The organism is Ferrimonas lipolytica (assembly GCF_012295575.1).
Lineage (GTDB): Bacteria > Pseudomonadota > Gammaproteobacteria > Enterobacterales > Shewanellaceae > Ferrimonas > Ferrimonas lipolytica.
In genome coordinates, this window is the sequence record NZ_CP051180.1 from 2,721,092 (window position 1) to 2,745,304 (window position 24,213).

At 50.0% G+C, this 24,213-nt stretch carries 23 protein-coding genes; 16 read left to right on the forward strand and 7 right to left on the reverse strand.

Going from position 1 to position 24,213, the window contains the following annotated elements; translation table 11 throughout:
• Positions 1–75: 75 nt before the first annotated feature.
• Complete coding sequence (locus HER31_RS12480) at positions 76–1,185, forward strand: GGDEF domain-containing protein (RefSeq protein WP_168660896.1); 1,110 nt, start codon at positions 76–78, stop codon at positions 1,183–1,185.
• Positions 1,186–1,350: 165 nt separating this feature from the next.
• Positions 1,351–1,974 (forward strand): putative quinol monooxygenase, encoded by a 624-nt coding sequence (locus HER31_RS12485; protein WP_168660897.1) that lies wholly within the window; start codon positions 1,351–1,353, stop codon positions 1,972–1,974.
• Positions 1,975–2,134: 160 nt separating this feature from the next.
• On the opposite strand, the gene HER31_RS12490 is transcribed toward HER31_RS12485, so the two are convergent.
• The gene (locus HER31_RS12490) at positions 2,135–3,088 is read right to left on the reverse strand and encodes a LysR family transcriptional regulator (protein ID WP_168660898.1); all 954 of its coding nucleotides are present in this window, start codon (positions 3,086–3,088) and stop codon (positions 2,135–2,137) included.
• A gap of 323 nt (positions 3,089–3,411) precedes the next feature.
• Between HER31_RS12490 and ltnD the strand changes: the two genes are divergently transcribed.
• The 6 genes from ltnD (at position 3,412) to HER31_RS12520 (ending at position 8,894) form a co-directional block, all read left to right on the forward strand.
• On the forward strand, positions 3,412–4,311 hold the full coding sequence (gene ltnD / locus HER31_RS12495) for an L-threonate dehydrogenase (RefSeq protein ID WP_168660899.1): 900 nt from the start codon (positions 3,412–3,414) through the stop codon (positions 4,309–4,311).
• Complete coding sequence (gene otnK / locus HER31_RS12500; RefSeq protein WP_168660900.1) at positions 4,308–5,564, forward strand: 3-oxo-tetronate kinase; 1,257 nt, start codon at positions 4,308–4,310, stop codon at positions 5,562–5,564. Before ltnD ends, otnK begins: the two co-directional genes overlap by 4 nt.
• A complete protein-coding gene (otnC, locus tag HER31_RS12505) occupies positions 5,561–6,196 on the forward strand; it encodes a 3-oxo-tetronate 4-phosphate decarboxylase (protein ID WP_238786822.1) in 636 nt (211 codons plus the stop codon). Before otnK ends, otnC begins: the two co-directional genes overlap by 4 nt.
• On the forward strand, positions 6,189–6,959 hold the full coding sequence (gene otnI, locus HER31_RS12510) for a 2-oxo-tetronate isomerase (protein WP_168660901.1): 771 nt from the start codon (positions 6,189–6,191) through the stop codon (positions 6,957–6,959). Before otnC ends, otnI begins: the two co-directional genes overlap by 8 nt.
• Positions 6,960–7,018: 59 nt before the next feature.
• Positions 7,019–8,491 carry a GntP family permease gene (locus tag HER31_RS12515; protein ID WP_168660902.1) on the forward strand — a complete coding sequence of 491 codons (1,473 nt, stop codon included), beginning with the start codon at positions 7,019–7,021 and terminating at the stop codon, positions 8,489–8,491.
• Positions 8,492–8,621: 130 nt separating this feature from the next.
• Positions 8,622–8,894, forward strand: a complete 273-nt coding sequence (locus HER31_RS12520; protein WP_168660903.1) for a hypothetical protein — start codon at positions 8,622–8,624, stop codon at positions 8,892–8,894.
• An 87-nt stretch (positions 8,895–8,981) separates the two neighbouring features.
• Here the strand turns inward: HER31_RS12520 and HER31_RS12525 are convergent, their stop codons facing one another.
• Entirely contained in the window at positions 8,982–9,170 is a 189-nt protein-coding gene (locus HER31_RS12525) for a hypothetical protein (RefSeq protein ID WP_168660904.1), read from the reverse strand.
• A gap of 216 nt (positions 9,171–9,386) precedes the next feature.
• Here HER31_RS12525 and HER31_RS12530 point away from each other — a divergent pair, with 216 nt between their 5' ends.
• Entirely contained in the window at positions 9,387–9,635 is a 249-nt protein-coding gene (locus HER31_RS12530; RefSeq protein WP_168660905.1) for a hypothetical protein, read from the forward strand.
• Between the two features lie 163 nt (positions 9,636–9,798).
• The gene (locus HER31_RS12535) at positions 9,799–9,981 is read left to right on the forward strand and encodes a hypothetical protein (protein ID WP_168660906.1); all 183 of its coding nucleotides are present in this window, start codon (positions 9,799–9,801) and stop codon (positions 9,979–9,981) included.
• Positions 9,982–10,024: 43 nt separating this feature from the next.
• On the opposite strand, the gene HER31_RS12540 is transcribed toward HER31_RS12535, so the two are convergent.
• Positions 10,025–11,827, reverse strand: a complete 1,803-nt coding sequence (locus tag HER31_RS12540; protein WP_168660907.1) for an aryl-sulfate sulfotransferase — start codon at positions 11,825–11,827, stop codon at positions 10,025–10,027.
• Between the two features lie 297 nt (positions 11,828–12,124).
• Between HER31_RS12540 and HER31_RS12545 the strand changes: the two genes are divergently transcribed.
• Together HER31_RS12545 and HER31_RS12550 are read left to right on the forward strand one after the other, a co-directional pair.
• Positions 12,125–12,826 (forward strand): TetR/AcrR family transcriptional regulator, encoded by a 702-nt coding sequence (locus HER31_RS12545; protein WP_168660908.1) that lies wholly within the window; start codon positions 12,125–12,127, stop codon positions 12,824–12,826.
• A gap of 65 nt (positions 12,827–12,891) precedes the next feature.
• Positions 12,892–13,542, forward strand: coding sequence for a glutathione S-transferase N-terminal domain-containing protein (locus HER31_RS12550; protein ID WP_168660909.1), 651 nt, complete (start codon positions 12,892–12,894; stop codon positions 13,540–13,542).
• Between the two features lie 15 nt (positions 13,543–13,557).
• On the opposite strand, the gene HER31_RS12555 is transcribed toward HER31_RS12550, so the two are convergent.
• On the reverse strand, positions 13,558–13,872 hold the full coding sequence (locus tag HER31_RS12555) for a hypothetical protein (protein ID WP_168660910.1): 315 nt from the start codon (positions 13,870–13,872) through the stop codon (positions 13,558–13,560).
• 445 nt (positions 13,873–14,317) lie between these two features.
• Here HER31_RS12555 and HER31_RS12560 point away from each other — a divergent pair, with 445 nt between their 5' ends.
• The 4 genes from HER31_RS12560 (at position 14,318) to HER31_RS12575 (ending at position 20,506) form a co-directional block, all read left to right on the forward strand.
• Positions 14,318–15,022: an NAD(P)H-dependent oxidoreductase gene (locus tag HER31_RS12560; protein WP_168660911.1), complete on the forward strand. Its 705-nt coding sequence runs from the start codon at positions 14,318–14,320 to the stop codon at positions 15,020–15,022.
• A 671-nt stretch (positions 15,023–15,693) separates the two neighbouring features.
• A complete protein-coding gene (locus HER31_RS12565) occupies positions 15,694–19,128 on the forward strand; it encodes a DUF7151 family protein (RefSeq protein WP_168660912.1) in 3,435 nt (1,144 codons plus the stop codon).
• A gap of 480 nt (positions 19,129–19,608) precedes the next feature.
• Positions 19,609–19,863 (forward strand): hypothetical protein, encoded by a 255-nt coding sequence (locus tag HER31_RS12570; RefSeq protein WP_168660913.1) that lies wholly within the window; start codon positions 19,609–19,611, stop codon positions 19,861–19,863.
• Between the two features lie 52 nt (positions 19,864–19,915).
• Positions 19,916–20,506 carry a hypothetical protein gene (locus HER31_RS12575; RefSeq protein WP_168660914.1) on the forward strand — a complete coding sequence of 197 codons (591 nt, stop codon included), beginning with the start codon at positions 19,916–19,918 and terminating at the stop codon, positions 20,504–20,506.
• A gap of 119 nt (positions 20,507–20,625) precedes the next feature.
• Here the strand turns inward: HER31_RS12575 and HER31_RS12580 are convergent, their stop codons facing one another.
• The 3 genes from HER31_RS12580 to HER31_RS12590 all read right to left on the reverse strand — a co-directional run bounded on the left by HER31_RS12580 (position 20,626) and on the right by HER31_RS12590 (position 24,204).
• Complete coding sequence (locus HER31_RS12580) at positions 20,626–21,639, reverse strand: porin (RefSeq protein ID WP_168660915.1); 1,014 nt, start codon at positions 21,637–21,639, stop codon at positions 20,626–20,628.
• A 165-nt stretch (positions 21,640–21,804) separates the two neighbouring features.
• Positions 21,805–23,562, reverse strand: coding sequence for an aryl-sulfate sulfotransferase (locus HER31_RS12585; RefSeq protein WP_168660916.1), 1,758 nt, complete (start codon positions 23,560–23,562; stop codon positions 21,805–21,807).
• A gap of 33 nt (positions 23,563–23,595) precedes the next feature.
• Positions 23,596–24,204, reverse strand: a complete 609-nt coding sequence (locus HER31_RS12590; protein WP_168660917.1) for a disulfide bond formation protein B — start codon at positions 24,202–24,204, stop codon at positions 23,596–23,598.
• Between the last annotated feature and the right edge of the window lie 9 nt (positions 24,205–24,213).

The window sequence follows — 24,213 nt, forward strand, 5'->3', positions numbered from 1 at the left end:
TAGCAATAACATTGATTGGCTTATCACGTATGCTAACGCTACAGACAGTTGTTAATGGGCTTAGGTTTAGAGTCGATGTCATCGTTTCAGTGGGACAAACATTTCATTACCGGGTTAGCTACGGTAGATAGTCAACACAAGCAATTGGTTAATATCATCAACGGCTATGCATTAGAGCTAAACCAACGAAATGTACAACCTCAAGCGCTCGCGCAGCTGTTCGAGCAGCTCATTGATTACAGTCAATACCACTTCGCCGAAGAAGAGCGAGAAATGCGCACGGCTGGGGTCGATCCTCGCCATCAACAGCTTCACGTTGACGCACACCAAGCGTTCTTAGCTGATGTACTGCAGCAACAAAGTGTCATCGCCTCCAATGATCTCGACGGCCAACATCAGTTGCTTGATTACCTAGTTAACTGGCTCGCATTCCATATCCTCGGTATTGACCAAAATATGGCGCGCCAAATACAGGCCATCAATGCCGGTGTAACAGCGGAACAAGCATATATTGAGGAAGAGCGAAACGCCGATCCTGCGGTTCAACCATTGGTCTCAACATTAGAGCGGTTATACAAGCAGGTATCGCTGCGTAATCAACAGCTGTTGACCCTCAACCGCAGCCTAGAGAAACGCATTGCCGAACGTACCGAGGCACTGTCTCAGGCCAATAAGCAGCTAGAAGTTATCGCCTCAACCGATTCACTTACTGGCCTTCCCAATCGACGCTACGCCATTAATCGACTAATGGAGTTATGGCAAGTCTCGCGCCAATCCAAGCGCTCGCTAGTGTGCATGGTGATCGACGCCGATGGCTTTAAGCAGGTCAACGATAACTACGGACACATCTTCGGCGACACCGTCTTAGCTGAGCTCGGTAAAGTGCTGCAATACGCCATCCGCACCGACGACATTATCTGCCGCGTCGGTGGCGATGAGTTCTTCGCAATCTTCCCAGACACAGATCTTAATGGCGGCCTGCAATTAGCGCAGCAAATACTTACTGAGGTGCGTGCTGTGTCTGTGCCAACCCCAGACCAACCTTGGCAAGCCCGAGTCAGTATTGGCGTTGCCTGCTCAACCACCTCAATGAGAAGTTATCAGGAGTTGATTAAGTTGGCAGACAAAGGCGTCTATCTGGCGAAAGCAGCGGGGAAAAACTGCATCAGATGCATCAATAGCTGATGTTGTTAAGCCACGTCCCAAGCCATTACGGAACAATTTGTCCATAACTATTGGAGCTTTTCACTCTCCCCTCCTACGTCCATATTCGGCACTATGCTTGGCAACAAGTAACGCTGATTAATTGAGCCATGCCAATTGGCGCACGGCTCAATTAGGGACACTCTAATGTTGAATAAGATCGCAAAATTTACGGTTAAACCAGAACAACGCCAACACGTTGAAACGGCACTGCTGACCTATCAAAACGGTGCTAAGCAGCTGCGTGGTAACATTGCCGTGCGTATTTATGTAGACCGCGACAACCCCAACCTGTTTTTCACCTACGAACGCTGGGACTGCGCCGCAGGGATAGCCTGTAATGCACTACAAGCCTATTCGATCGAGTTACAAGCAACGCTTGATACGGCGTTAATCGAGCCGGCTGAGCTATTCGAGTTAGGCGAAACCAATCCACTGCCACAGCCATTAAAAACAGCGGCGGTTGACGACGAAGAGTTTATTATCTTGTTCATATTTAAGATCAAGCCTGAACTCCGTCAGCGCTTGCTGCAACAGTTTGAGGATCACGTTAGCCAAACCCGCACTGAGGCGGCAAATCTACTATTTGAGCTCTATACCATCAATGGTAGCAACGATACTCTGGCAGTCTATGAACACTGGCGTAACGAAGCTGCGGTATGGGATATCCACTTCAACCAACCCTACTCCAAGATTACCGGTACACTGATGGAAGCCGCGCTGATTGGCGATATGAAGCAATACATGAATTTCGTCACCCAGCTGGCATAACCTCAGACAGCATTACCACCAGATATTTTTAGCAACCACGACGATATGATGACAATGGTCAACAGCATTGCCGAGATATCAGCCCCCCAACTGGCGACGGTGCCATAGTAGAGCTTTGCCCGCTCTATCTGTAGTTGAGGCAACACCAAACATCGCGCCGCTATTGGCGCGGGTTGCCGTTATAGAGTTCATGGTAGTTGGGAATGTACTGCTCCCAATAGGGCGGGTTACCAACGTAGCTCTTCATCGCTTCGAGAAACTCCGCCACCAACGCTGATTTTTTTCGGTGAGGATAGACTGCGTAGATCCCAGTCCCTTGATTCGATAATTGATGATCGGTCAAAAGAGGCACCAACCCCAACTCACTGATCGGTCGGTCAAGGTTGGACAGATCAAGAACGGTATAACCAACCCCACTCTTGACCGCATTAATTATTGCGCGAACGTCGTTTACCTTACAGTTCCCCTGCATCCGGTAGCGACCTAGTGGTTCTGAGGTGCCGATATCGATCTGATCGAGAGTTACATCACCGTTGCTGTATATCACCGCAGGTAATGCTATTAGCTCCTGAGGTGTCTTTGGCTCACCGTAGCTATCAATAAACTGCTGCGCAGCGACAATGGCAAAGTTGGTATTGGCGATCTTGGTGGCAATAAGGTTGGACTCGACCATCTTGCCAAGACGAAAGGCTAGATCGAAGTGATCAGCAATAATGTCGGTTTTTTTATCATCCAAAAACAGCGTCACCTTAATATCAGGGTAACGTGTGATAAAACGGTTGATCACCGGCTGTACTACCTCTTGTCCCAACGACACCGAGGTCGTTATCCGCAGCGCCCCCTTTGGTTGGGCATGGTATGCCGCTGCCGTGTCTTGGATCTGATCTAAGGTGTTCACTACCGTCTGCGCCTGAGCCAATATCTCCTCACCGGCAGAGGTTAGCGAGAAGGAGCGAGTTGACCGATTCAACAACTGCACCCCAAGATCCGCCTCGAGCTTCTTTATTTGCTTCGACAGTGACGAATTGTCCATATCGTGCAATGCAGCCGCTTTAGTGAATGAACCCTGCTGCACTATATCCAGAAACAGTGCTAACTGATTCGCAATAGACATCTAATTCCCAACCCCCCTGATACTCCTCCGCTAAGCCTACCTTATTGAGCTTAGCGGCAATAGCAAACAGACAAACAAACCGTTCTCCGTTGCGAACAATTAAAAACCAAACCAGAAGATTGTGTCATTAATGTGGCGAATGTTGTTCTGTTTTGTAATTTGATTCACTGGTTTCTAGTCACCGCTCACAAAAAAGTAATCGCGCACGGATGTTAACCATTGCGTTAGTGAAATCCTGTGATACTCCCGTGCAATTATGAGAACCAAGCCTCACCAATACGCTGTGACAGCTTAGTTATTCACACTAATTCACAGGATTCACAATGACTCAATCATACTCTGTTGCTGTTATCGGCCTTGGCTCTATGGGCATGGGCGCAGCTCTGTCTTGCATCAATGCGGGCCTTACCACCTACGGTGTGGATCTTAATCCTGTCGCGTTAGAGCAACTTAACAAAGCCGGCGCTGCTGCCACTGGTACCGATGCTAAGGCTTATGCTGCCGACGTCGATGCGGTGATGCTACTGGTTGTTAACGCCAAACAAGTAAACACCATTTTATTTGATTTAGGCCTTGCTGCAGCATTGAAGCCAGGCACCGCAGTGATGGTGTCTGCCACTATTTCTGCCGACGACGCCAAAGCGATTGAAACCAAACTTAATGAGCACCAACTACTGATGTTGGACGCCCCAGTATCTGGCGGTGCCGCTAAAGCCGCAGCCGGAGAGATGACCATTATGGCTTCCGGCAGTGAGCAGGCTTTTGCTAAACTGCAACCGGTACTGGATGCCACCTCTGCCAAAACCTACAACATCGGCACTGAAATTGGCCTTGGCGCCACTGTTAAGATCATCCACCAGTTGCTGGCTGGCGTACACATTGCTGCAGGTGCTGAAGCGATGGCGATGGCGGCTAAAGCAGGGATTCCGCTGGATACTATGTACGACGTGGTTACCAATGCCGCCGGTAATAGCTGGATGTTTGAAAACCGTATGAAGCACGTCGTTAACGGCGACTATACCCCAACCTCAATGGTCGATATCTTCGTAAAAGATATGGGCCTGGTGGCAGATACAGCCAAGAGCCTCAACTTCCCATCGCCACTGGCGAGCACCGCCTACAACATGTACCTCAACGCGTCTAACGCTGGCTATGGCCACCAAGCCGATGCGGCCGTCATCAAAACCTTCTCCGGCATCACCTTGCCAGGAGATGAAGCATGATCAAGATAGGAGTTATCGCCGACGATTTCACCGGCGCTACCGACATCGCGAGCTTCTTAGTTGAAAACGGCTTAAGCACAGTACAGCTGTCTGGTGTGCCGGCTGGCGACATCGAGCTGAATACCGACGCAGTCGTTATCAGCCTGAAATCGCGTTCTTGCCCAACTGACGAAGCAATCCGCGATTCCATTGCTGCACTAGATTGGCTTAAATCCCGTGGCACTGAGCAGGTTTACTTTAAATACTGCTCTACGTTTGACTCCACCGCCGCGGGCAACATCGGTCCGGTAACCGATGCCCTGCTTGACGCGCTGGACCATGACTTCACCATCATCTGCCCTTCGCTACCGGTTAACGGTCGCAGCGTTTACATGGGCAACCTATTTGTTGGTGAGCAGCTGCTGTCTGAATCTGGCATGCGTAACCACCCGGTCACGCCAATGACCGACAGCAACCTAGTCCGTCTCATGGATGCACAAGCCCGCGGTACCACCGGCTTGGTTAATGCTGCCATCATCGACGCTGGCGTTGATGCGGTAAAAGCACGCCTTGAAGAGGTTAAAGCCGCCGGCCATCGTTACGCGGTATTGGACACCCTCAATGAAGCTCACCTCGAAACCCTAGGTGCCGCAGTTGCCGGTTTGCCACTGGTAACCGGTGGTTCAGGCCTCGCACTAGGCTTAGCGCGACACTTGGCAACTAGCACAACCAAGCAGTCCGCTGCGGGTCAACCAACTCGTGGCAAAACCGTCATATTCTCCGGTTCATGCTCACAGATGACCAACGCCCAAGTTGCCGATTACCGCCAGCATGCTTGCAGCTACCCGTTGGATGTAAAAGCCTGTATCGAACAGGACGACTACGCCCGTCAAATCATGGCGTGGTTGCTACCTAAGCTAGACAACCCTGCCGCGCCGTTGGTATTCGCCACTGCCGATGCCGAGACCCTAGCGCAGATCCAAGCAACCTATGGTGCAGAGCGCGCCTCTACTGCAGTAGAGGAGACCTTTGCCGAGTTGGCCTTACTGGCGAAGCAGCATCAGGTAACTAACTTCATCGTCGCTGGTGGCGAAACCTCCTCTATTGTTACCCAGCGCCTTGGGGTGGAAGCCTTCCACATCGGCCCGCAGATCGCCCCTGGTGTGCCTTGGGTAAAAGCGGTCGACCAAAACCTCAACCTGACGCTGAAATCCGGCAACTTTGGTCAGGTGGATTTCTTCTCCCGCGCGCTTACCTTCATGGTGGAAAAATGATGACCGAACAACAACTGCGGCAACAGATGGTCGACTTAGGCCGCTCGCTGTTTGAACGGGGCTACGCTACTGGTGGCGCCGGCAACCTATCATTGCGCCTACCATGTGGCAATGTATTGGCAACTCCGACCGGTTCATGCATGGGCCGATTAGCTGCCGACCGCCTCAGCAAAGTCAGCATCGATGGCAACCCAATCAGTGGTGACAAAGCTTCGAAAGAGGTGCAGTTTCACTTGGCAATGTACCGTGCCAACCCTAAGCATCGTGCCATTGTGCACCTGCATTGCACCTATCTAACGGCGCTGTCTTGCCAAGAGGGTTTAGACCCTACCAACGTAATTAAGCCATTCACTCCGTACTACGTAATGCGCATTGGCAAGATGCCACTGGTGCCGTACTTCACCCCCGGTGACAAAGCCATTGCCGATAAATTGGCTGCACTGGCTCCAGTACACCGCGCCATGTTGCTGGCCAACCACGGTCCAGTGTGTGCAGGCAAAGATTTAGAAGACGCAGTTAACAACATGGAAGAGCTGGAAGAGACCGCTAAGTTGTTAAACCTGATGAAAGACCAACCGATTCGTTACTTAAGCCAACAAGAAGTGGCTGAGCTGGAGGCCCGTTATGGCTAAATTTGCTGCCAACCTAACCACTCTATTCACCGAACTGCCGTTTATGGAACGCTTTGCGGCGGCCAAAGCCGCCGGTTTCGAGGCGGTTGAGTTTCTGTTTCCATACGACTATGCCAAGGAAGATCTGGCGGCGCAGCTGCAACAGCATGGCTTGACCCAAGCACTGTTCAACATGTTCCCAGGTGACTGGGCAGCAGGTGAACGCGGCATGGCCGCAATCCCAGGCCGTGAAGCTGAGTTTCGCAACAATGCCGAACAAGCACTGCAATACGCTATTGCGTTGGGCTGTAAAAAAGTGCACGCCATGGCCGGTATTGTTGATATGAACCACAGCATCGACAGCCACCGTGACACCTTTATCAACAACCTTCGTTGGGCTGCTGACCTATATGCCGAGCACGGTATCGAGATCCAGATTGAACCGCTGAACGACCGTGATGCACCAGGCTACTTCCTTGCTCATCAACGTGATGCGCTAGAGCTAGCTAAGGCCACCGACCGTGACAACGTTAAGGTTCAGTTTGATCTGTACCACGCCCAAATTATGGATGGTGATCTGTCCAAACTGATTGCAGAGATTGGTAGCTACATAGGCCACGTCCAGATTGCTTCGGTACCTGAACGTCACGAACCAAGCGAAGGCGAGTTGAACTACCCACACCTATTTAAGGTATTGGATAAGCACTACGCCGGTTACATCGGTTGTGAATATCACCCGCGTAACGACACTGTTTCTGGTTTGAGCTGGATGGCTCAAGCCTAACTCAATGAGGCGACCGTACTGGTCGCCGTTTCCTATATAACAACGGAACCCCAAAAATTATGGAAACTACCATCATCGGCATTGTCGCAGGCCTTATTGCCCTGTTGGCCATGGTATTAAAGACCCGTATCCACATCTTCCCGGCCATGATCATCACAGCGTTAATCATCGGTTTGTTTGGTGGCATGGATCCTAATGCACTAACCAAGGCATTAACCTCTGGCTTCGGTGGTACCTTGTCTTCAATTGGTCTGATCATCGGTTTCGGTGTGATGATGGGTTCCTGCTTTGAAGTCTCTGGTGCGGCTAAGCGAATGGCTCGTACCTTCATCAAGATCTTTGGTAAAGGTCGCGAAGACATCGCGTTGGGTTTCACCGGTGTGTTGGTTTCCATTCCAGTATTTTGTGACTCGGCTTACGTGCTGTTGCAATCGTTGGTTCGCGCAATCTCTGCCAACACCGGTAAGTCCGTTGTTGGTTTAGGTTCTACCTTGGCAATCGGTCTGCTGATCACCCACGCCATGGTGCCACCAACACCGGGCCCTGTTGGCGTTGCTGCGTTGCTGGGTGTCGATTTGGGCGCATACATGGTTTGGGGACTTATCGTTGCTATCCCAATGATGCTAGGTACCATTTTCTACACCCGCCGCATGGGCCAAAAATACTACCGTGTTCCAGGTAAAGATGGCGAATGGATCTCTGAGCCAGCGATGTTCCGCGGCGTCAAAGAGATGTCTTCTGAAGAGGAAGCGAAACTGCCAAGCAACTTGCTGTCATTCGCGCCAATCCTAATGCCTATTGCGCTAATCTTAACCCGCACCTTAATGGGCAAACTGCCTGAGGGTGAAGAAGCCAGCTTCTTATACAACTTGATTCAACTGGTTGGCCACCCGGTAATCGCCGTTGGTCTCGGCCTGCTGGTAGCGCTGTATGGTTTGACTCGTCACATCCCACGTGAGCAGATCATCACCTCGATGGAGAGCGGCGTTTCCTCTACCGGTATCATCCTACTGGTAACTGGTGCCGGCGGTGCAATGGGTGCAGTACTGCGTGCTTCTGGCGCTGGCGACACCATTGCCGATGCCATCGCCTCTACCGGTTTACCACCAATCCTGATCCCGCTGGCAATCGCTTCACTGCTACGTTTAGCTCAGGGGTCTGCCACGGTTGCGATGATCACTGCAGCGACCATCACTGCACCTATGGTTCCGGGGCTGGGCTTAGAGCCAGTATTCGTTGCCTTGGCTTGTGCTGTTGGTGCTATCGGCTTTAGTCACTTTAATGATTCCTACTTCCACGTGGTAAACCGCACCTTGGGTGTAGATGAAACCAAAGCACAGATGGAGATCTGGTGTGTGACCGCTATGATCGCTTGGGCGATTGGTGCCACCATGGTGACGGCATTGAACTTGGCCTTCGGCTCAGCCGGTACCATCTTCGATCTGGTTATCCCAATGCTGACCCTAGCAGGTCTGCTAGTGTGGATTAGCAAGCAGGATACCGAAGAGCTGCCTGCTACTGAAACGGCCTAATCCGCCAATAGCGCCAGTTTTAAAGGCCAGTCAGAGCAATCCGACTGGCCTTTTTGTTTGGTCGTAGGGGCGCTCATGAGCGACCTCGACCGCAACCTCGACCGCAACAGCAGCCTCAAGCACAACCGCAATGGCACCGTTCTCAACCTCAGCGAAGGTCAATCACGATTGCCCCTACCGCACCATTGCCCCAACAACATTCACCTGCCCAGACGTAGGGGCGCTCATGAGCGACCGCAACCTCGGCTACAACCTCGACCGAAGCCTCGACCGCAACCTCGGCCGCAACAGCAGCCTTGAGCACAACCGCAATGGCACAGTTTTCAACCTCAACGAAGGTCAATCACGATTGCCCCTACCGCAATCACCCTTGCCCCAACAACATTCACCTGCCCAGACGTAGGGGCGCTCATGAGCGACCGCGACCAAGACCGCAACCTCGACCGCAACAGCAGCCCCGAGCGCAACCTCAATGGCACCGTTCTCAACCTCAGCGAAGGTCAATCACGATTGCCCCTACCGCACCATTGCCCCAACAACATTCACCTGCCCAGACGTAGGGGCGCTCATGAGCGACCTCGACCGAAGCCTCGACCGCAACCTCGGCCGCAACAGCGGCCTTGACCGCAATCACCATTGCCCCAACAACATTCACCTGCCCAGACGTAGGGGCGCTCATGAGCGACCGCGACCAAGACCGCAACCTCGACCGCAACAGCAGCCCCGAGCGCAACCTCAATGGCACCGTTCTCAACCTCAGCGAAGGTCAATCACGATTGCCCCTACCGCACCATTGCCCCAACAACATTCACCTGCCCAGACGTAGGGGCGCTCATGAGCGACCGCAACCTCGGCTACAACCTAGACCGCAACAGCAGCCCCGACCACAACCTCAATGGCACAGTTTTCAACCTCAGCGAAGGTCAATCACGATTGCCCCTACCGCACCATTGCCCCAACAACATTCACCTGCCCAGACGTAGGGGCGCTCATGAGCGACCGCAACCAAGACCGCAACCTCGACCGCAATAGCAGCCCCGAGCACAACCTCAATGGCACCGTTCTCAACCTCAGCGAAGGTCAATCTCGATTGCACCCACCGCAATCACCATTGCCCCAACAACATTCACCTGACCAGACGTAGGGGCGCTCATGAGCGACCGCAACCTCGGCTACAACCTCGGCCGAAGCCTCGACCGCAACCGCAATGGCACAGTTTTCAACCTCAGCGAAGGTCAATCACGATTGCCCCTACCGCAACCACCATTGCCCCAACAACATTCACCTGCCCAGACGTAGGGGCGCTCATGAGCGACCGCGACCAAGACCGCAACCTCGACCGCAACCTCGACCGCAACAGCAGCCTTGAGCACAACCGCAATGGCACAGCTCTCAACCTCAGCGAAGGTCAATCACGATTGCCCCCACCGCAATCACCACAGTCCGACAACGATTCCTTTTCGACAATTGTCACGTTAATACAAACCTAAAAGGCCAGCACACTGTGCTGGCCTCGTTATTGCGCTCGAGCTATTACTGATCGAATGCTGGCTTGATCACGGTCGCACGATAGCCCGGAGCACCTGGTGCCATGCCGTGAACCCAGATCTCAACCGCGGGCTTATCTTCGCCATATGGGACCTCCAAAATCTTACCAACGGTTTTCCCTTCGTACAGACCGGTAGACATCGATGCGATGAAGTTAGAATCCTTATCGCCCATGTATTGAGTGATAGAGGTAACCGGCGAGTAGAACTCGTAGCCACGATCCTTACCGTACTGCCACAGCTGCTGTACCGTCATGTTCTCTTCATCAATCACATACTCAACACCACGGGTGTACTTCATGGTTGGCATCGCTGGCTGTTCGTTGCCACGGCCGTCACCGTTATCGAGAACGAACAGTTTGAAGTAGCGCTGATCGTTATTTTTGCCGATGTAAGCGGTGTGTTGAGTCCAAGTAAAGTCGAACTTATCTAAGTCTGGACACTGGCCCTGTTCAGTACAATCGATGTTATTCCCATCCGCATCAATTGGCTGCAGTACCTTGGCGGCTAAGTCACCTTTCCAACCGCCACGAGCGGACATAATCCACTTCACTTGGTTATCTTTACCAATCTTAATATTGGCGGACTGGTGACGCAGCGACACAATCAAACCGTCGTCTAACTCATCGTAAGAGACTGAGTTAACGTGAGCCCAGTTACGGCCAGCACCAACACCTGGTACATCACCGTAAGGCATCGCGGCCAGCTCTTCTTTGGTTACTGTTTTACCAGCCTTATCAACATCAACATTCAAACACACAGCGCCCATATCCAACCCTTTGAGGGTGATATCGCGATACGGATCGAGAATGCCGTTTAAGTCCCACTCGTGAACTAATTTGCCGTTTGGGTCGACCTCAATAATGTGGTCACGGACGGTGTTAACAATCTCACCGATGTCATTGCGGTAGTCCTTTTTAGCCACGCGAATAATCATGTTGCCGTTCGGACGGTGGTGAATGTCGTGGGAGAAATCAGAGTAGTTACCTGGTAGATCACGCGAGTACACGTGCTCCCCCATCAAGCTCATACGGTGGTAAGCCTGACCTGCGCCCCAAACCAGATCCTTACCAACCTGCTTAATGCCCATTACGTAACCGGTTTTACGATAGTGTTCCGCGTCGCGGAACGCTTGGTAATCCATGTACCAGCGTAAATCGCCATTGGTGTCGTACATTGAAAGGGTTGGTGAACGATCCCACAAGCCAGCCCCTGGTGCTTTGGGGTTGTTATGGCCAACGATAGAACGTGCTGAGCCATCGCCAAAGCCATCTACAAGGTACAACCGATCTTCAAAACCCTTTGCCGCTTTAACTTTAACTTCGCCTTTAAGGTAAGAGCTGCGTGCATTTGCCGCTGGAGTAAACTTGACCCCACCGGTGCGCATGTTAAAGGTGTGATTCTGACGTTTGCCATCTTCGGTCCAGTTAACCAAGACTCGGTTTTGGTAATCTGCATATAAGCCAAACACTGGAATACCGGAGTGTTGCAGCAACTCATTCGCTGCGACATGGTAACTAATATCGACTCCATCAGCGCCTTTGGCTAGTACGGTCACTTTGACATCGGTCAGCTTACGGCCGCTAGGAATGTCAATCACAGCGGTCAACGGCGCGTAGCCATATTTGTTCATGAAAATGGTGCCGATCACCTCAGTGCCTTTGGAGTAGACTGCCATTCCGCGAGTGGACTTAAGTGAGCTCTTAACCCCTGCGGCCATTGCACTTTGGCTAAAACCAATGGCACCAATCACTGCAAATACTACTGCTGCATTGCGTATCTTCATCATTATCTCCGAGTAAACATGGTTTGATTCGAGCTATGTTGGTAACCAGATTAACCACAGCAATCACTCAGAAATGAGAGTTAAAACTCACCCAACCGAACCACCATCGACTTAGCAGCAAGTCGAGACTTGCCTCACTAATATCAACCATCCACAATAATTTCTCTCGGTTAACAACCGCGCTAGCGTTAGCTTATTCACAACCTTAACAAGGTTCAGGTTGAACAATTTTCATTACTCGACAGTGCCAAGAAAAGTCGCGAGACTTTCTCGAAATAGTTTTCGCTTAAGGCTGCTGCAATGTATAGAAAGAACCGCCAAACCGTTCGTAATCAATTACTGCGCAGCGCGCAATATTTGATTCAACAGCAGGGGCTGGTATCGATGCGTTTCTGCGACATTGCCAAGCATGCGGAAACATCCACGGGCACGCTTTACTCCCACTTTGCTTCAAAAGAGAACCTGCTGGTGGAGTTGTATGTTGAGCGCATCAACGACTATGTTAAAACGCGGCAGGAGTTATTAGACGCCGAGCTTAACCCTGCAGAGCGCTTGTTGGTATCAAATCTCACCCCAATCATGGTGAGCTTGCACAGCCCCAACACTGATGGGCTCAATTTTATGATTGCCAATGCCGGGTTGTGGCAACACGCTGAAAGCGCATATCGCAGTCAAATAGAAGCCAGTTTTTTAAAACTGCAGCAGATCACCGACAAATTGTGGTTAGTGCCGATCGAACAGGGAAAATTGCTGAGCGATATGGCCGCTATTAAACAATGCCGCCAACTCTTGATTGGTTATCAACGAGGCTGTGTGCTGCAATCGCAAAATCTGTTCCTGCGCGAGCAGCAGTCGTTGCCAAGTCTCGAATGCTCATTTTCCACCATGGAAAACCTATTGAATGGGCTAGACTGGCTCGCTCCCTATGGTCATATTGACCAAAGTCAGGTTATCTCAGCTTGTCGAACCCAACTGGATTGGCACACCAAGGCATTGATATAAAATCAATTTATACTGGGCATTCAAATTGAGATAAGGTAACCAAAAGCACCGTAACAGAGGTTGTGATGCCCTTACCTATTCTCTATTCTCTCCGCCGCTGCCCCTACTGCGTTCGAGCGCGATTGGTGCTGCTGCATGCTGAGCAACCGGTAGAGATTAGAGACATTGTATTGGCCAACAAGCCTACCGAGCTAATCACTGCTTCAGCCAAGGGCACTGTGCCGGTATTGCAGCTACCTGACGGTAGAGTGATAGAGGAAAGTCTCGATATCATGGTTTGGGCGTTAGCGCAGCAAGATCCTAGCGATCTGCTCCGCCAGCAGCAGCCTCTAGTTAAACAACAGATGCAACAATTAATTCAATACGCCGATAGGGAGTTTGTGCCCATACTTGAGAGCTATCAAGCGGCCGTGCGCTACCGAGCTCCAAACCACCAGTATTACCGCCAGCGCACCTTGTCGTTCATGCGGCAATTGGAACAACGGCTGCGACAGCATAGCCATCTGTTTGGGGAGACTCCGTCATTAGTCGATTACGCTTTATTACCGTTCATACGTAAGTTTTCACGCATAGAGCGGCGGTGGTTTATAAGTGAGGATTTTGGCGAGATACGGCGTTGGTTAGCGCAGCACTACCAACACCGTTTATATAACCAAGCGATGCAGTCATTCCCACGCTGGCACCAAGGTAAGGTGCCAACGGTATTGGGTAACTAGTGATTGAACAGACCATTACAATCCACAGTCTTGCTCTGTATCTTCAATGTCGCCCTGTAAGGTTTTAACCCAGCTGCCGGTGCCTTCATGTTGCTGGTAAAGATCGACAAGCTCGTCCTGTAACCCAACCAGCTTTTCACAAACCTGTTGATCAAGTTCACCACTAAAGGCGTCCCCCATCATCTGCAGCATCACTACCGCCATGTCAGATTCAATCCGCCGATACTCTTCCGTTTGATTGGCCGCCTCAATACCGCCCTCGAGCTTGCCACAACCAACTAACAGCAGTGCCGTTGCGATACCCATTGTTATGGACTTAACGTGCTGCATGGATACATCCTTGTATAGAGATAGCGCTAAATAACGTGTGGAGATTAAGTTACGGCAACGAAACCACACCAACAACGCGCTATTGCTGCCAAAGCCACGCGGCTATTACCTATTCTGCGGTGGTTAAAGTCTCACAGAGCCGCTCACCTTAGGTGGAGCATCAAAGCAATAATCCAAGTTCAAGCTCGATGCCCCAATTGATTCCGTCTGCCCATAAAGCCACAGCAAAATACTGATTTTTAAGATATTTTAACCATATAAATTAATTATCGAAAAAATACAGGAGTTGGTTAAGGACAAAATCTTCCAATGTTTTTGGACATTTTGCACCTTTGGCTTGGGATAACCCGGTGATAGCATGCGTGCCATTGAGTCAACGGGGTAATCGCTACAGCGTTGATTATCCCAATTCACACTTGTTCAAGCGCTTAATGGAGCAGCAACAATGACAATTGCAAAAGATACCAAAGCTATCCAATCTCAGATCATCGAAGCCTTTAACTTTCGCCATGCAACTAAGGTGTTCGATCCCAAGCGCAAGATCAGTGATGACCAATTCAACACCATCCTTGAGGCGGCGCGGTTATCACCAACCTCTTTTGGTTTCGAACCATTCCAGATGTTGATTATCCAGTCGCCACAAAAGCGTGAGTTGTTCCGCGATTTTGCTTGGGGTGCAAATGGTGCCTTTAATGGCTCCGCAGGCCAGCTTGGTACCGCCAGTCACTTTGTGATCTTTTTGGCTCACACCGACGTAAACATGAAGCATAACTCTGAGTACCAACAGAAGTTTATGAAGGAAGTAAAGCAACTGCCAGACGATGTGATTGGCTTTATCAACCAAGCCTTCCAGAAGTTTCAGGAGCAAGATTTTAATATTGATGGCGCTCGCCAAATCACTGATTGGGCTGGCAAGCAAGCTTACATTGCCTTAGGCAACACCATGTCGGTTGCAGCGCAGATAGGTATCGATTCTTGCCCTATCGAGGGCTTTGAAATGGATAAGACATCACAAGTACTGGAGGAGCACTTCGGTATCGACCCTAAGGTGTATCAGCCGGCTGTTATGGCGGCCTTTGGTTACCGAGCCGACGAGCCACAATTTGATAAGACCCGCCGTACTATGGAGCAAATGGTTAGCTGGTTCTAACATCTGCACCAACACAGTTTCATCATCTTTGGTGCCCGAGAGCAATCTCGTGGCGCCTTTTTTTGGCTGTGTCACAGTTAAGTGTTGAGGTTTATATCAAGCCTTCGGCTGTACCGATTGCAGTACTCTTAGGGGTTGCGTCGCAGTGCCGACAGCACATTCTTGTATGCATTAGGGGGGAGCTTCGCCCGCTTTGGAATCCCCCTTGCCTTAGGTCGCCGTCCAAAACGCTTCGCTGAACTGCTCCAATGCGGCAGAAGATCAATAGCGGTAGTGCTTTACCCTTGTATCGCGACTCTCCTAGCCAGCGCTTTAACAGCCTTGGAAAGAGCAACACTTAATTGGTACACAGCCTTTTTTGTGTCTAAATACATTATCGCTGCCAGATTCACCTCTCAACCAGTTTGATTCGGCAGTGCTCTCGCAGGTAGATATAAATGACGCAAATCCTCCATCTCTCTCCGCCAAAACAATTTGATCTTTTTACTTCCAAATTCAGTTGATTCATGACAACCAGCATAGTTACAGCCGATAAAACACCACAAATTGACAGCAGCTAGCCGATTCACCCGAATTGATATTGGTGCGCCCCTTGAATATTAACCAACTGTTAACATACCCGATCATTTTAGTCAGGTATATCAACCAACAGGCATTTGGGGAAGGGAAGCATGAAAAAACATCTAATATACGGAGCATTGATCACTGCTCTTTCTGGTTGTGGTGGAGGTGAGAGCAACGATGACTCAGGAGCGGTCGCGCTCAATCCGAGTCCGACCCCAGACAACGCGCCACCAACGTTGATCGGTTCTACTGCCGAACCACAAGGTGATAACTGTGCCAATGGTGGTGAGTGGCTACAGGTTGGGATTGATAGCAATGGTGACGGCACCTTAACCGACGGCGAGATCACCGATACCCAACTGATTTGCCACGGTGCCAACGGTCAGGCTGGCCTTAGCGCGCGGTTCAATGTTAGCCAAGAATCCACTGGTGAAAACTGCACTAACGGGGGCCAGCGAGTTGAAGTAGGTCTCGACTCAAATAGCGATGCGGTGTTATCAGATGACGAAGTGTTGTCAGTGCTTTATGTTTGTAACGGTGAACAAGGCTTCACAGGCCAAGACGGTTTTACCGCCTTAGTGGCAACGATTGCCGAGCCTGCAGGCGCTAATTGCGACGCCGGTGGCACCCGAATTAACTCTGGCCTCGATAGCAACCGCAACAACATCCTTGATGCTGAAGAGATAACTAACACTCAATACATTTGTCACGGTAACGACGGCGAAGGTGGAAGCGACGGTGATGATGGCCAAGACGGATACTCAGTTGTAACCAATCTAAGTACCGAAGAGCCCGGCGAGCACTGTAGTAACGGTGGCAAACGCCTCGATATCGGCTTAGACCTGAACCGCAACAACATGCTCGATCTCGAGGAGATCACCAACACCCAATATGTCTGTAATGGCATCGATGCCCCTGCACCAGTTGATATTACTGTAACAAGCACTGCCGCCAACGAAGATGATACCAGCCTAATATTTACCGTTGCTCTATCTGAAGCACAGGTTGCTCCCCTGAGCATTAACTACGGTACCGTAGGGATCACTGCAACGGCCGGCCTAGACTTTACTAGCACTGCGGGTACCTTAGTTTACAGCCCCGGTGAAACCAGCAAAACTGTCGCAATTGAACTGGCAAGCGACACACTGTTTGAGTGCAACGAAACGGTAATGTTGGCATTGAATAGCAACGGCAGCAGCTACAGCGGCTTTGGACAAATCAACGATAACGGCGCCGCTCAATTAGAGGCGCGTATCGATGTAATCGACAACGAAATCGTCGAGAATGACAGCGATGCAACATTTGCCTTAGTGTTTGACCACCCAGTATGTGAACCAGTAGAGGTTGCATTAGCTTACAGCGGCTCCGCTATCCACGGCGTTGATTTCAATGCAGCAGAAACCGTTGTAATCGCCGCTGCAACAGAACGAGTTGAAGTGGCTATCAAGCCAGTTAACGATGCTATTCGTGAGGAGCGAGAAACCATTCAAGTGTCCGCCAGCATCGCTGACACGGGCGTACACGCGTTAAACCTAATGGCAGCCGATAATAGTCACTCCAGTGCAACTAGTAGCGCCAGCATCAATTTCAGCGGCGCTGAGATCAGTATAATTCCAACCACTGCTAAGTTATTTGGTGGCTTTTATGCCAACTGTGTTGTTACCGAAGATAGCTTGGTTAAATGTTGGGGCCATAATGGCGGCTATGCCCTTGGCAACGGCCACGATGACGATATCGGCGACGATTTCGGCGAGGCCGAGCTGACCGAATCCTGCAACCAGGATGGGCTGAATGGTTTGATTGAGATAACCCGCTATGAGGTTGATGACCTCGATAATTGCAGCGGTTATGGTGGCTACGTTATCACCCAAGGCAATGATGACAATGGCAACGGCACACTTGAGGATGATGAACTGGTATCCCGTGCTATCAATCGTTGTGGTAACAACGTTCCTCCCTACATCGCCTTGGAGCCACAACAGTTCGAAGCCTCTGCTTCTTGTCCAGAGGGCGGCATGTCAATTTTTCATGGGAGCGATGACAATCTCGATGGGGTACTTACCACATCAGAGATGGGCAGCGAATTGCTAGCTACTGACATCGGCGACATTGCCGTTATTTCCATAGCCGTAGGCGAGTATCAAAGCTGTGCCCTATTTGTCGACAACACCGTTAAATGTTGGGGTAGTAATAGCAACGGAATGCTTGGATTAGGGGTTCCTTTTGCAGATAACAGCTACATTGGTGACGACCCAGCTGAGCTCGGTAACAATTTGGTTGGCGTCAATTTCGGCACCGGGCGGACCGCAATATCACTTACTGGTGGCGATGATCACTTCTGTGCCATTTTGGACGATGAAAGCCTCCGCTGCTGGGGCAATGGTAGCGATGGCCGTCTTGGTTATGAAAATAAAGATAGTGTCGGCGCAACCCCAGATAGCATTGGTGATAGTTGGCCAGCAGTAAACTTCGGCAACGGCAGCGATGGCCAACCATTAACGGTAAAGCAGATCGCAAGTGGTTATAACTACAATTGTGCCATTCTCAGTGACGACAGCCTCCGTTGTTGGGGCGACGGCGCCTTCTTCAAATTAGGCTATCAACATACCGACGACATTGGCGATGACGTTGGTGAGATGGGCGCCAACCTGCCTGCTATCAATCTTGGCACCGATCTCACCCCACTCCAGATCTACAGCGGCTACGGTACCAACTGTGTGATATTTGATGACGGCTCACTAAAATGTTGGGGCAACAATCGTGATGGTCAAGCAGGCCTAGGCCGAGGCGATAGTTTCGTTGGTGATGGCGGCTATGAGAGCACTAGCGCGTTATGTCGCGGTAACGAAGCAGTATTTGAAACGCGCACCGTAATGAGTGTGAATAACAGTTGTGAAGTTGAAGGTTTTCGCATCGATTACGGCTACGATAGCAATGCCGATGGAGCCCTCAGTGCCGATGAATATCAAGGTACATACAACCGCTGCGGCGTTGATGGCGCGCCGGCATTAGGGGCGATTATTGAACACCGGCTCGGTTCGAGCGAGTGTAACGGCAATGGTGGTTTCGAATACAATTACGGCTACGATGTGGATGGTGACGACTTACCGACTCCAGAGATGGGTGACAACCTTCCTTTCGTCCAGTTAGCCAGTTCAGCACCAATCACTAAAATCGCCATGGGTTACTACTCGACCTGTGTGTTGTTTGACGATCACACCCTCAATTGTTGGGGCGACGGTGACGAAGGTACCACAGGCCTTGATACTGATAACGACTGGAGCGACACCCCTGATGAGCTACCGTCCAATGCCGCGTTACCTGATTTAGGTGAAGGCCGTTACGCCATCGATATTGCTGGCCGCGGTTACCAGATGTGTGCGTTGCTCGATAACCTCGAGGTAAAATGTTGGGGCTATAGCGAATACGGTGAAGTCGGGGTTCCACAGCTCTATGACCTCATCATCGGTGACGGGATTAATGAGTTTGGCGATACCGCCATTGAGATGGGCGATAACCTGCCAGCGGTTGAACTGTATTGAGGCGATAACCGATCGCTTGGTTAATGACATATCGGCAGTGCTGTGAAGGCACTGCCTTTTTTAGGCTGTGTCGTAGTTAGCTGTTGAAGTTTATCTTAAGCCTTCGGCTTCACCGATTTCGGTGCTTTTAGGCGAGGATGTCGCGACGGCGACGGCACATTCTTGTATGCATTAGAGGGGGGCGCTTCGTCCCCTTTGGAATACCCCTTGCCTTACGTCGCCGTCCAAAACGCTTCGCTGGACTGTTCCAATGCAGCAGAAGATCAACGGCGGTAGTGCTTTGCCCTTGTATCAACACTCGCCTAGCCGCTGCGTTAACAACCTTGGAATGAATAACACTTAGTTGGTACACAGCCTCTTTATTGGTTAACTTTTTGCAAAATGTTGGCCACATCGGCACGGTCTGGCAAGGGGCAAAGCCTGCTTTAACACGCAATTACGATATCGCCGGTTAAATTATGGCGATACAACTATGCATTAATGGCGGCATTTACCATTACGATTATGGTCATGATTGGTGGCTTAGATTGCAGCACCAATACTGCCGCCAGTGCTTGTGGTACCAAGTTAACCTCGATGGCAATGTTGTGCGGTTGCCACCTCCAGCTTCGCTGCGGTTTACTCCCGCCACTCATTGCTCAGGTCAAACTCTTACTTGGCTTAGCGCATATTGCCGCTAACGAACGGGGTGAATCAACTAACGGTACTAACAACGAACACGTATTGCTGCTTTAGAACTCGATCGATAGCTTTAAAGCTTACTCATTCTATGGATCGGGATGTACTAATGAGTCAGCCTCTACTTGGCCCCGTCAACAAAGCCACGCTATTGAGCAGTTCGCCATGGCTACGCGCCGTGACACTGATTAAATGGCACAACAAAGTCGGCACACTTGCCTTTACGCTGTTGCTAACAGGATTGCTGTTACCATGGGTTGACGCGGATAAGCTAGCTAACCCGATGATGACGCAAGCTCGGGGACAGATGAGTTGGCTGACGCCTTTATGCATGATTGCTGTTATTGGATTAGTCAGCTTTGCAGTTGGTCTTAGCGGTAAGCTGAGCCGTGCAACAGCCTTGCTATGTAGCGTTATTTTAATCTGCGTGCTGGTTGATACATTACACCATCTACAAGCGCTGGCAGCGCTGTTTGGTGGCAGTGGTCATGGCTCATTGTCAGCTCGAGAGGTTAGCTATTTAGGGCAACAGATAATCGCTAATCTAAGCTTTGGCGGCTACTGTCTCTGTATCGGTTTTATCATGGTTTTGGGCTGTATCATTGCGCCTCGTTATCGCTCCAATAAACTGCTGTTAGCTCAACTCACAGCACCGAACCAAGACCAAGACCAAGACCAAGACCAAGACCAAGATAAATAGGCTATTACAGAGACTGCCACCAACAAGTTTCTGTACTGAGTGAACGATTGGCCATTAACGAAAAAATCCGGCTTACGCCGGATTTTATTATGGTGGAGAGAAAGGCTGACTAACCGATGTTAGAAACGCACCTTCACACCGATACTTACGTTATCTTCACTGTTGGCGAATTTGCCCGCAAAGTTAGTATCAGCGAACGCCTTAGTCATATCTTCGCCGTACTCAGCAACTTCAGTGTAGAGCGTTAGGTATTTGCTGTGGTGGTACTTAACCGAGGCAATTGCTAAGCCAACTGAATCGATATCTTCGACACCAATTTTTTCTTCAAAGGTCTTGTGCTGGTAAGACACACCAAACTCGAACTTATCCATACGGTAAGTCGCTGCGCCAATATAGGTATTTTCAGCGCCGTTAAAGGACTCATCGGTCACTTCAGCTACTGCTGCTAAGGTTAAATTATCGATGCTGTAATCGGCACCCAAGGCGTAACGCATGTAGGTGTCATCAGCGTTACCGTACTTTTCATCGATTCTTAACGCGTTAAACGTAGCGTTAAAGCTGTCGCTGAAGAACAGGATACGACCCATCAATACGTCATCGTCAGAGCCGTTATTGTCTTTCGGGGTTACAATTGCGGTCTTAGCCTGCAGTTTACCGAAACCCACATCGTACTTTTTACTGATTAAGCAGAAAATATTTTCAGAGTATTTTGGCTGCTCATAAAGCATTGCCGAATTATAAGCTTCGTTATTATTAGACTCGTGAATATCAATACGCTGATAAATATTCGAATATGATCCGGAAACCCCGTCACCGGCAAAAATTGCACCGTATTTATTTGCCAGTAGAATGTTGGCCTTCAATATTTCAAAGTCGTCAGCATCGCCGCTGTTGTCGTTATCTGAGTATTGACCGCCAAGGTCAAACTTAGCAGTTAAACCGTCGTACTTATAAACACCTTTGACGCCTAAGTTAGCTAAGGCAACTTCAGTTTCAAAATCTTTGTCAGTCTGCCATAACGCTTGAACTTGAACATCACCATATGCTGATGTTTTGAATGGTTCAGCTTCCGCCATTACTGAAGTAGACACTAAGGCGGATACAACTGCCAAGCCAATAAAAGAACGTCTCATAATCATTATCCCTGATAAAAACACTTTATATTTAACGGTTACAAATGTAGCGCTAAACAATGCCGATTAGATATACAAAAAAAAACGAGTAATAAAAAACAAGAAATACAAAACAAGAAAAGGGGAAAGACAGTAATAATAATTCTGTCTTTCCCCTAATTATGATTAGTTGCCTAGTTTGTTAACATCGATAGCCATGGCGCGGTATGCGGCATTTCGAGGCATCAACCACGTGAACTCCATTTCTACTTTTACATCTTTGGTACGGTAATCAATCTCATTCAAAATACCACCAGAACGTTTACCCTTAATACCCATATTAATATTGGCTGAGAACAGTTCCATAGTATCGCGGTCCGCCATGTAACGGGTGTTGGAGGTTACTACTGAGTACCAATCGTAGCCGCGGTCCTTACCGTATTCCCACGTCTGTTCAACCGTCATGTCCTTCTCGTTGATCTTGTATTCAACACCGCGAGAGTACTTCATGCTTGGCATTGCTGGCTGGTCAAGGTGGCGACCATCGCCGTTATCGAACGAGACAATACCGACAACATCTTGGTCTTTGTAAGTCTTACCATTCAACCAGGTGGTGTGCTGGGTGTAAGTGAAGTCGAAGTCGCCTTCGCACTCGCCCTTCTCGGAGCACTGCAGAGCACGGCCTTTGCTATCAACTGGCTTCAGTACTTTCTTAGCCAACTCACCTTTCCAACCAGCAGATGGCGACAGAATCCATTTCACCTCTTTGTCACGGCCAATCTTAACGTTACCTTGGTGACGCAGCGACAGGATGATGCTGTCGTCAGCAACGTCATAATCAACAGAGTTTACGTGAGCCCAGTTACGGCCAGCACCAACGCCAGGAAGGTCACCAAACGGGGCGTCCGGTTCGATATCTGCTTTCTTACCCATCTTGTCTTCATCGATGTTCAGACATACTGCACCAGCATTAAGTGCTTTAAGCAGGTCATCACGCATTGGGTCGAGGATTTTGTTTAGATCCCATACCTCTACCAGCTTACCGTGCTCATCAATCTCTAAGATGTGGTCACGAACGGTGTGAACACGCTTGCCATCTTCTCGCAGGTAATCGGTTTTCGCTGCACGAACAATATAGTGACCGTTAGGCATGGCCTTCATATCGTGTGAGAAATCTTGGTAACCGCGCGGCAAATCCCATTCGAATACCTTCTTGCCGAACATATCGAAACGGTAGATCTTCTGGCCTTGACCAAAGATGATGTCGCCGTTATCCATCTGGTGGATGCCCATAATGATGCCGCGTTTGCTGCGGTCGTTCACATCGTGGATTTTGTTGGTATCTAGCGTCCAGCGCGTCTCACCTTGGGTATCCAATACGTAGGTAAAGGTGTGGCGATCCCAGTTCATGGCACCCATGCCGCCTTTCCATTCCAAGTCATAAGAACCTGGTACTGGTAGCAGATAGTTCATCATGTACAAACGATCTTTAAACTTGCTGTCGACCTTTTTAACTTCCACTTCTGGGTAGTTATTTTTAACGCCGTTTACTACTGCACCGCCTTGCAGAGGCTGAGTCCAGATGGAGTAGTCTTCTTTAATCTTGTCGCCGTTTTTAACGTATTCCAACGTTACCGTGTTGTCGAAGTCAGCGTACAGACCAAAGATTGGCACACCGTTGTGGTTCAAGATGGTTTCGCGGTTAACGTCGTAACTGATATCAACGCCTTTCTTGCCTTTACCTTGCACGGTAACTTTAGCAGCGGTGATTTCGTGGCCACCTAAATCAACTACGGCAGTCTGTGGGGCATAACCGTACGGGTTAACTACCACTGAGCCTAAGGCACCCTGTGCCGGTGGTGGCTTAATTGCATTGAATTTACCGGCGCTAGCGGACAGTGCAACGGTCGCTAAGGTGGCAGCTAAAACGGTTTTCTTAAACATAATAAGGTCCTATTTTTTTAAGTTTGATAATGCTTATTTGCTAATTAGGTTTTTCACTGTGCCGGCAGTAACCGGAGCTAGTGCAACGATGAAAAAGGTGTATGCGATGATGCAGTACTGCGCCATGTTCAATCCCAGCAGCGTCCAATCGTCTTCGCCACAGATGCCAGAAGGCTGGAATTCATACGGCAGCCACTCATGCAGTGGTAGACCTAATGGAAAGTGTGGTTCGGTAGAACAAGCGCCACCGCCACCGCCTGCTGCGAACAGGTCGCCGCCGCTTGCCATTACGTCATCCAGAGCGTGTGATGAATCGTGTAATACGTTCAGTTCAATCGACCATGCCATACCTTGCAGGACGCCGTACCAAGCCAGAGCCAAGCCGATTAACTTCAATACCGAGATACGAGGATTGATGGCAATAATCAAACCCGCAAACAAAATGCAGCACTGCGAAAAACGGATGTAAACGCAGATTTCACATGGGTCCATCTCTAAGAACCACTGGAAATACCCCATCGCCGATAGAATCAGAAATAACGATGCAGCAGACATCACCAGCCATACTGGTCGCTGTTGCTCCCAGCTTGAGAGCGTGCCCATTGGGGCTTGTTTAAACTGTTGAAATAGATTCGCAATCATGAGATAGGC

Coding starts and splice junctions, on each gene's coding strand:
- HER31_RS12545 (WP_168660908.1), top strand. CDS start 12,125: ATGTATAGAAAGAACCGCCAAACCGTTCGTAATCAATTACTGCGCAGC.
- HER31_RS12565 (WP_168660912.1), top strand. CDS start 15,694: ATGAAAAAACATCTAATATACGGAGCATTGATCACTGCTCTTTCTGGT.
- otnC (WP_238786822.1), top strand. CDS start 5,561: ATGATGACCGAACAACAACTGCGGCAACAGATGGTCGACTTAGGCCGC.
- HER31_RS12540 (WP_168660907.1), bottom strand. CDS start 11,827: ATGATGAAGATACGCAATGCAGCAGTAGTATTTGCAGTGATTGGTGCC.
- HER31_RS12535 (WP_168660906.1), top strand. CDS start 9,799: ATGAGCGACCGCGACCAAGACCGCAACCTCGACCGCAACCTCGACCGC.
- HER31_RS12520 (WP_168660903.1), top strand. CDS start 8,622: ATGGCACCGTTCTCAACCTCAGCGAAGGTCAATCACGATTGCCCCTAC.
- HER31_RS12560 (WP_168660911.1), top strand. CDS start 14,318: ATGACAATTGCAAAAGATACCAAAGCTATCCAATCTCAGATCATCGAA.
- HER31_RS12555 (WP_168660910.1), bottom strand. CDS start 13,872: ATGCAGCACGTTAAGTCCATAACAATGGGTATCGCAACGGCACTGCTG.
- HER31_RS12480 (WP_168660896.1), top strand. CDS start 76: ATGTCATCGTTTCAGTGGGACAAACATTTCATTACCGGGTTAGCTACG.
- HER31_RS12570 (WP_168660913.1), top strand. CDS start 19,609: ATGGCGGCATTTACCATTACGATTATGGTCATGATTGGTGGCTTAGAT.
- HER31_RS12490 (WP_168660898.1), bottom strand. CDS start 3,088: ATGTCTATTGCGAATCAGTTAGCACTGTTTCTGGATATAGTGCAGCAG.
- HER31_RS12530 (WP_168660905.1), top strand. CDS start 9,387: ATGGCACAGTTTTCAACCTCAGCGAAGGTCAATCACGATTGCCCCTAC.
- HER31_RS12580 (WP_168660915.1), bottom strand. CDS start 21,639: ATGAGACGTTCTTTTATTGGCTTGGCAGTTGTATCCGCCTTAGTGTCT.
- HER31_RS12515 (WP_168660902.1), top strand. CDS start 7,019: ATGGAAACTACCATCATCGGCATTGTCGCAGGCCTTATTGCCCTGTTG.
- HER31_RS12525 (WP_168660904.1), bottom strand. CDS start 9,170: ATGAGCGCCCCTACGTCTGGGCAGGTGAATGTTGTTGGGGCAATGGTG.
- otnI (WP_168660901.1), top strand. CDS start 6,189: ATGGCTAAATTTGCTGCCAACCTAACCACTCTATTCACCGAACTGCCG.
- ltnD (WP_168660899.1), top strand. CDS start 3,412: ATGACTCAATCATACTCTGTTGCTGTTATCGGCCTTGGCTCTATGGGC.
- HER31_RS12590 (WP_168660917.1), bottom strand. CDS start 24,204: ATGATTGCGAATCTATTTCAACAGTTTAAACAAGCCCCAATGGGCACG.
- HER31_RS12575 (WP_168660914.1), top strand. CDS start 19,916: ATGAGTCAGCCTCTACTTGGCCCCGTCAACAAAGCCACGCTATTGAGC.
- HER31_RS12485 (WP_168660897.1), top strand. CDS start 1,351: ATGTTGAATAAGATCGCAAAATTTACGGTTAAACCAGAACAACGCCAA.
- otnK (WP_168660900.1), top strand. CDS start 4,308: ATGATCAAGATAGGAGTTATCGCCGACGATTTCACCGGCGCTACCGAC.
- HER31_RS12585 (WP_168660916.1), bottom strand. CDS start 23,562: ATGTTTAAGAAAACCGTTTTAGCTGCCACCTTAGCGACCGTTGCACTG.
- HER31_RS12550 (WP_168660909.1), top strand. CDS start 12,892: ATGCCCTTACCTATTCTCTATTCTCTCCGCCGCTGCCCCTACTGCGTT.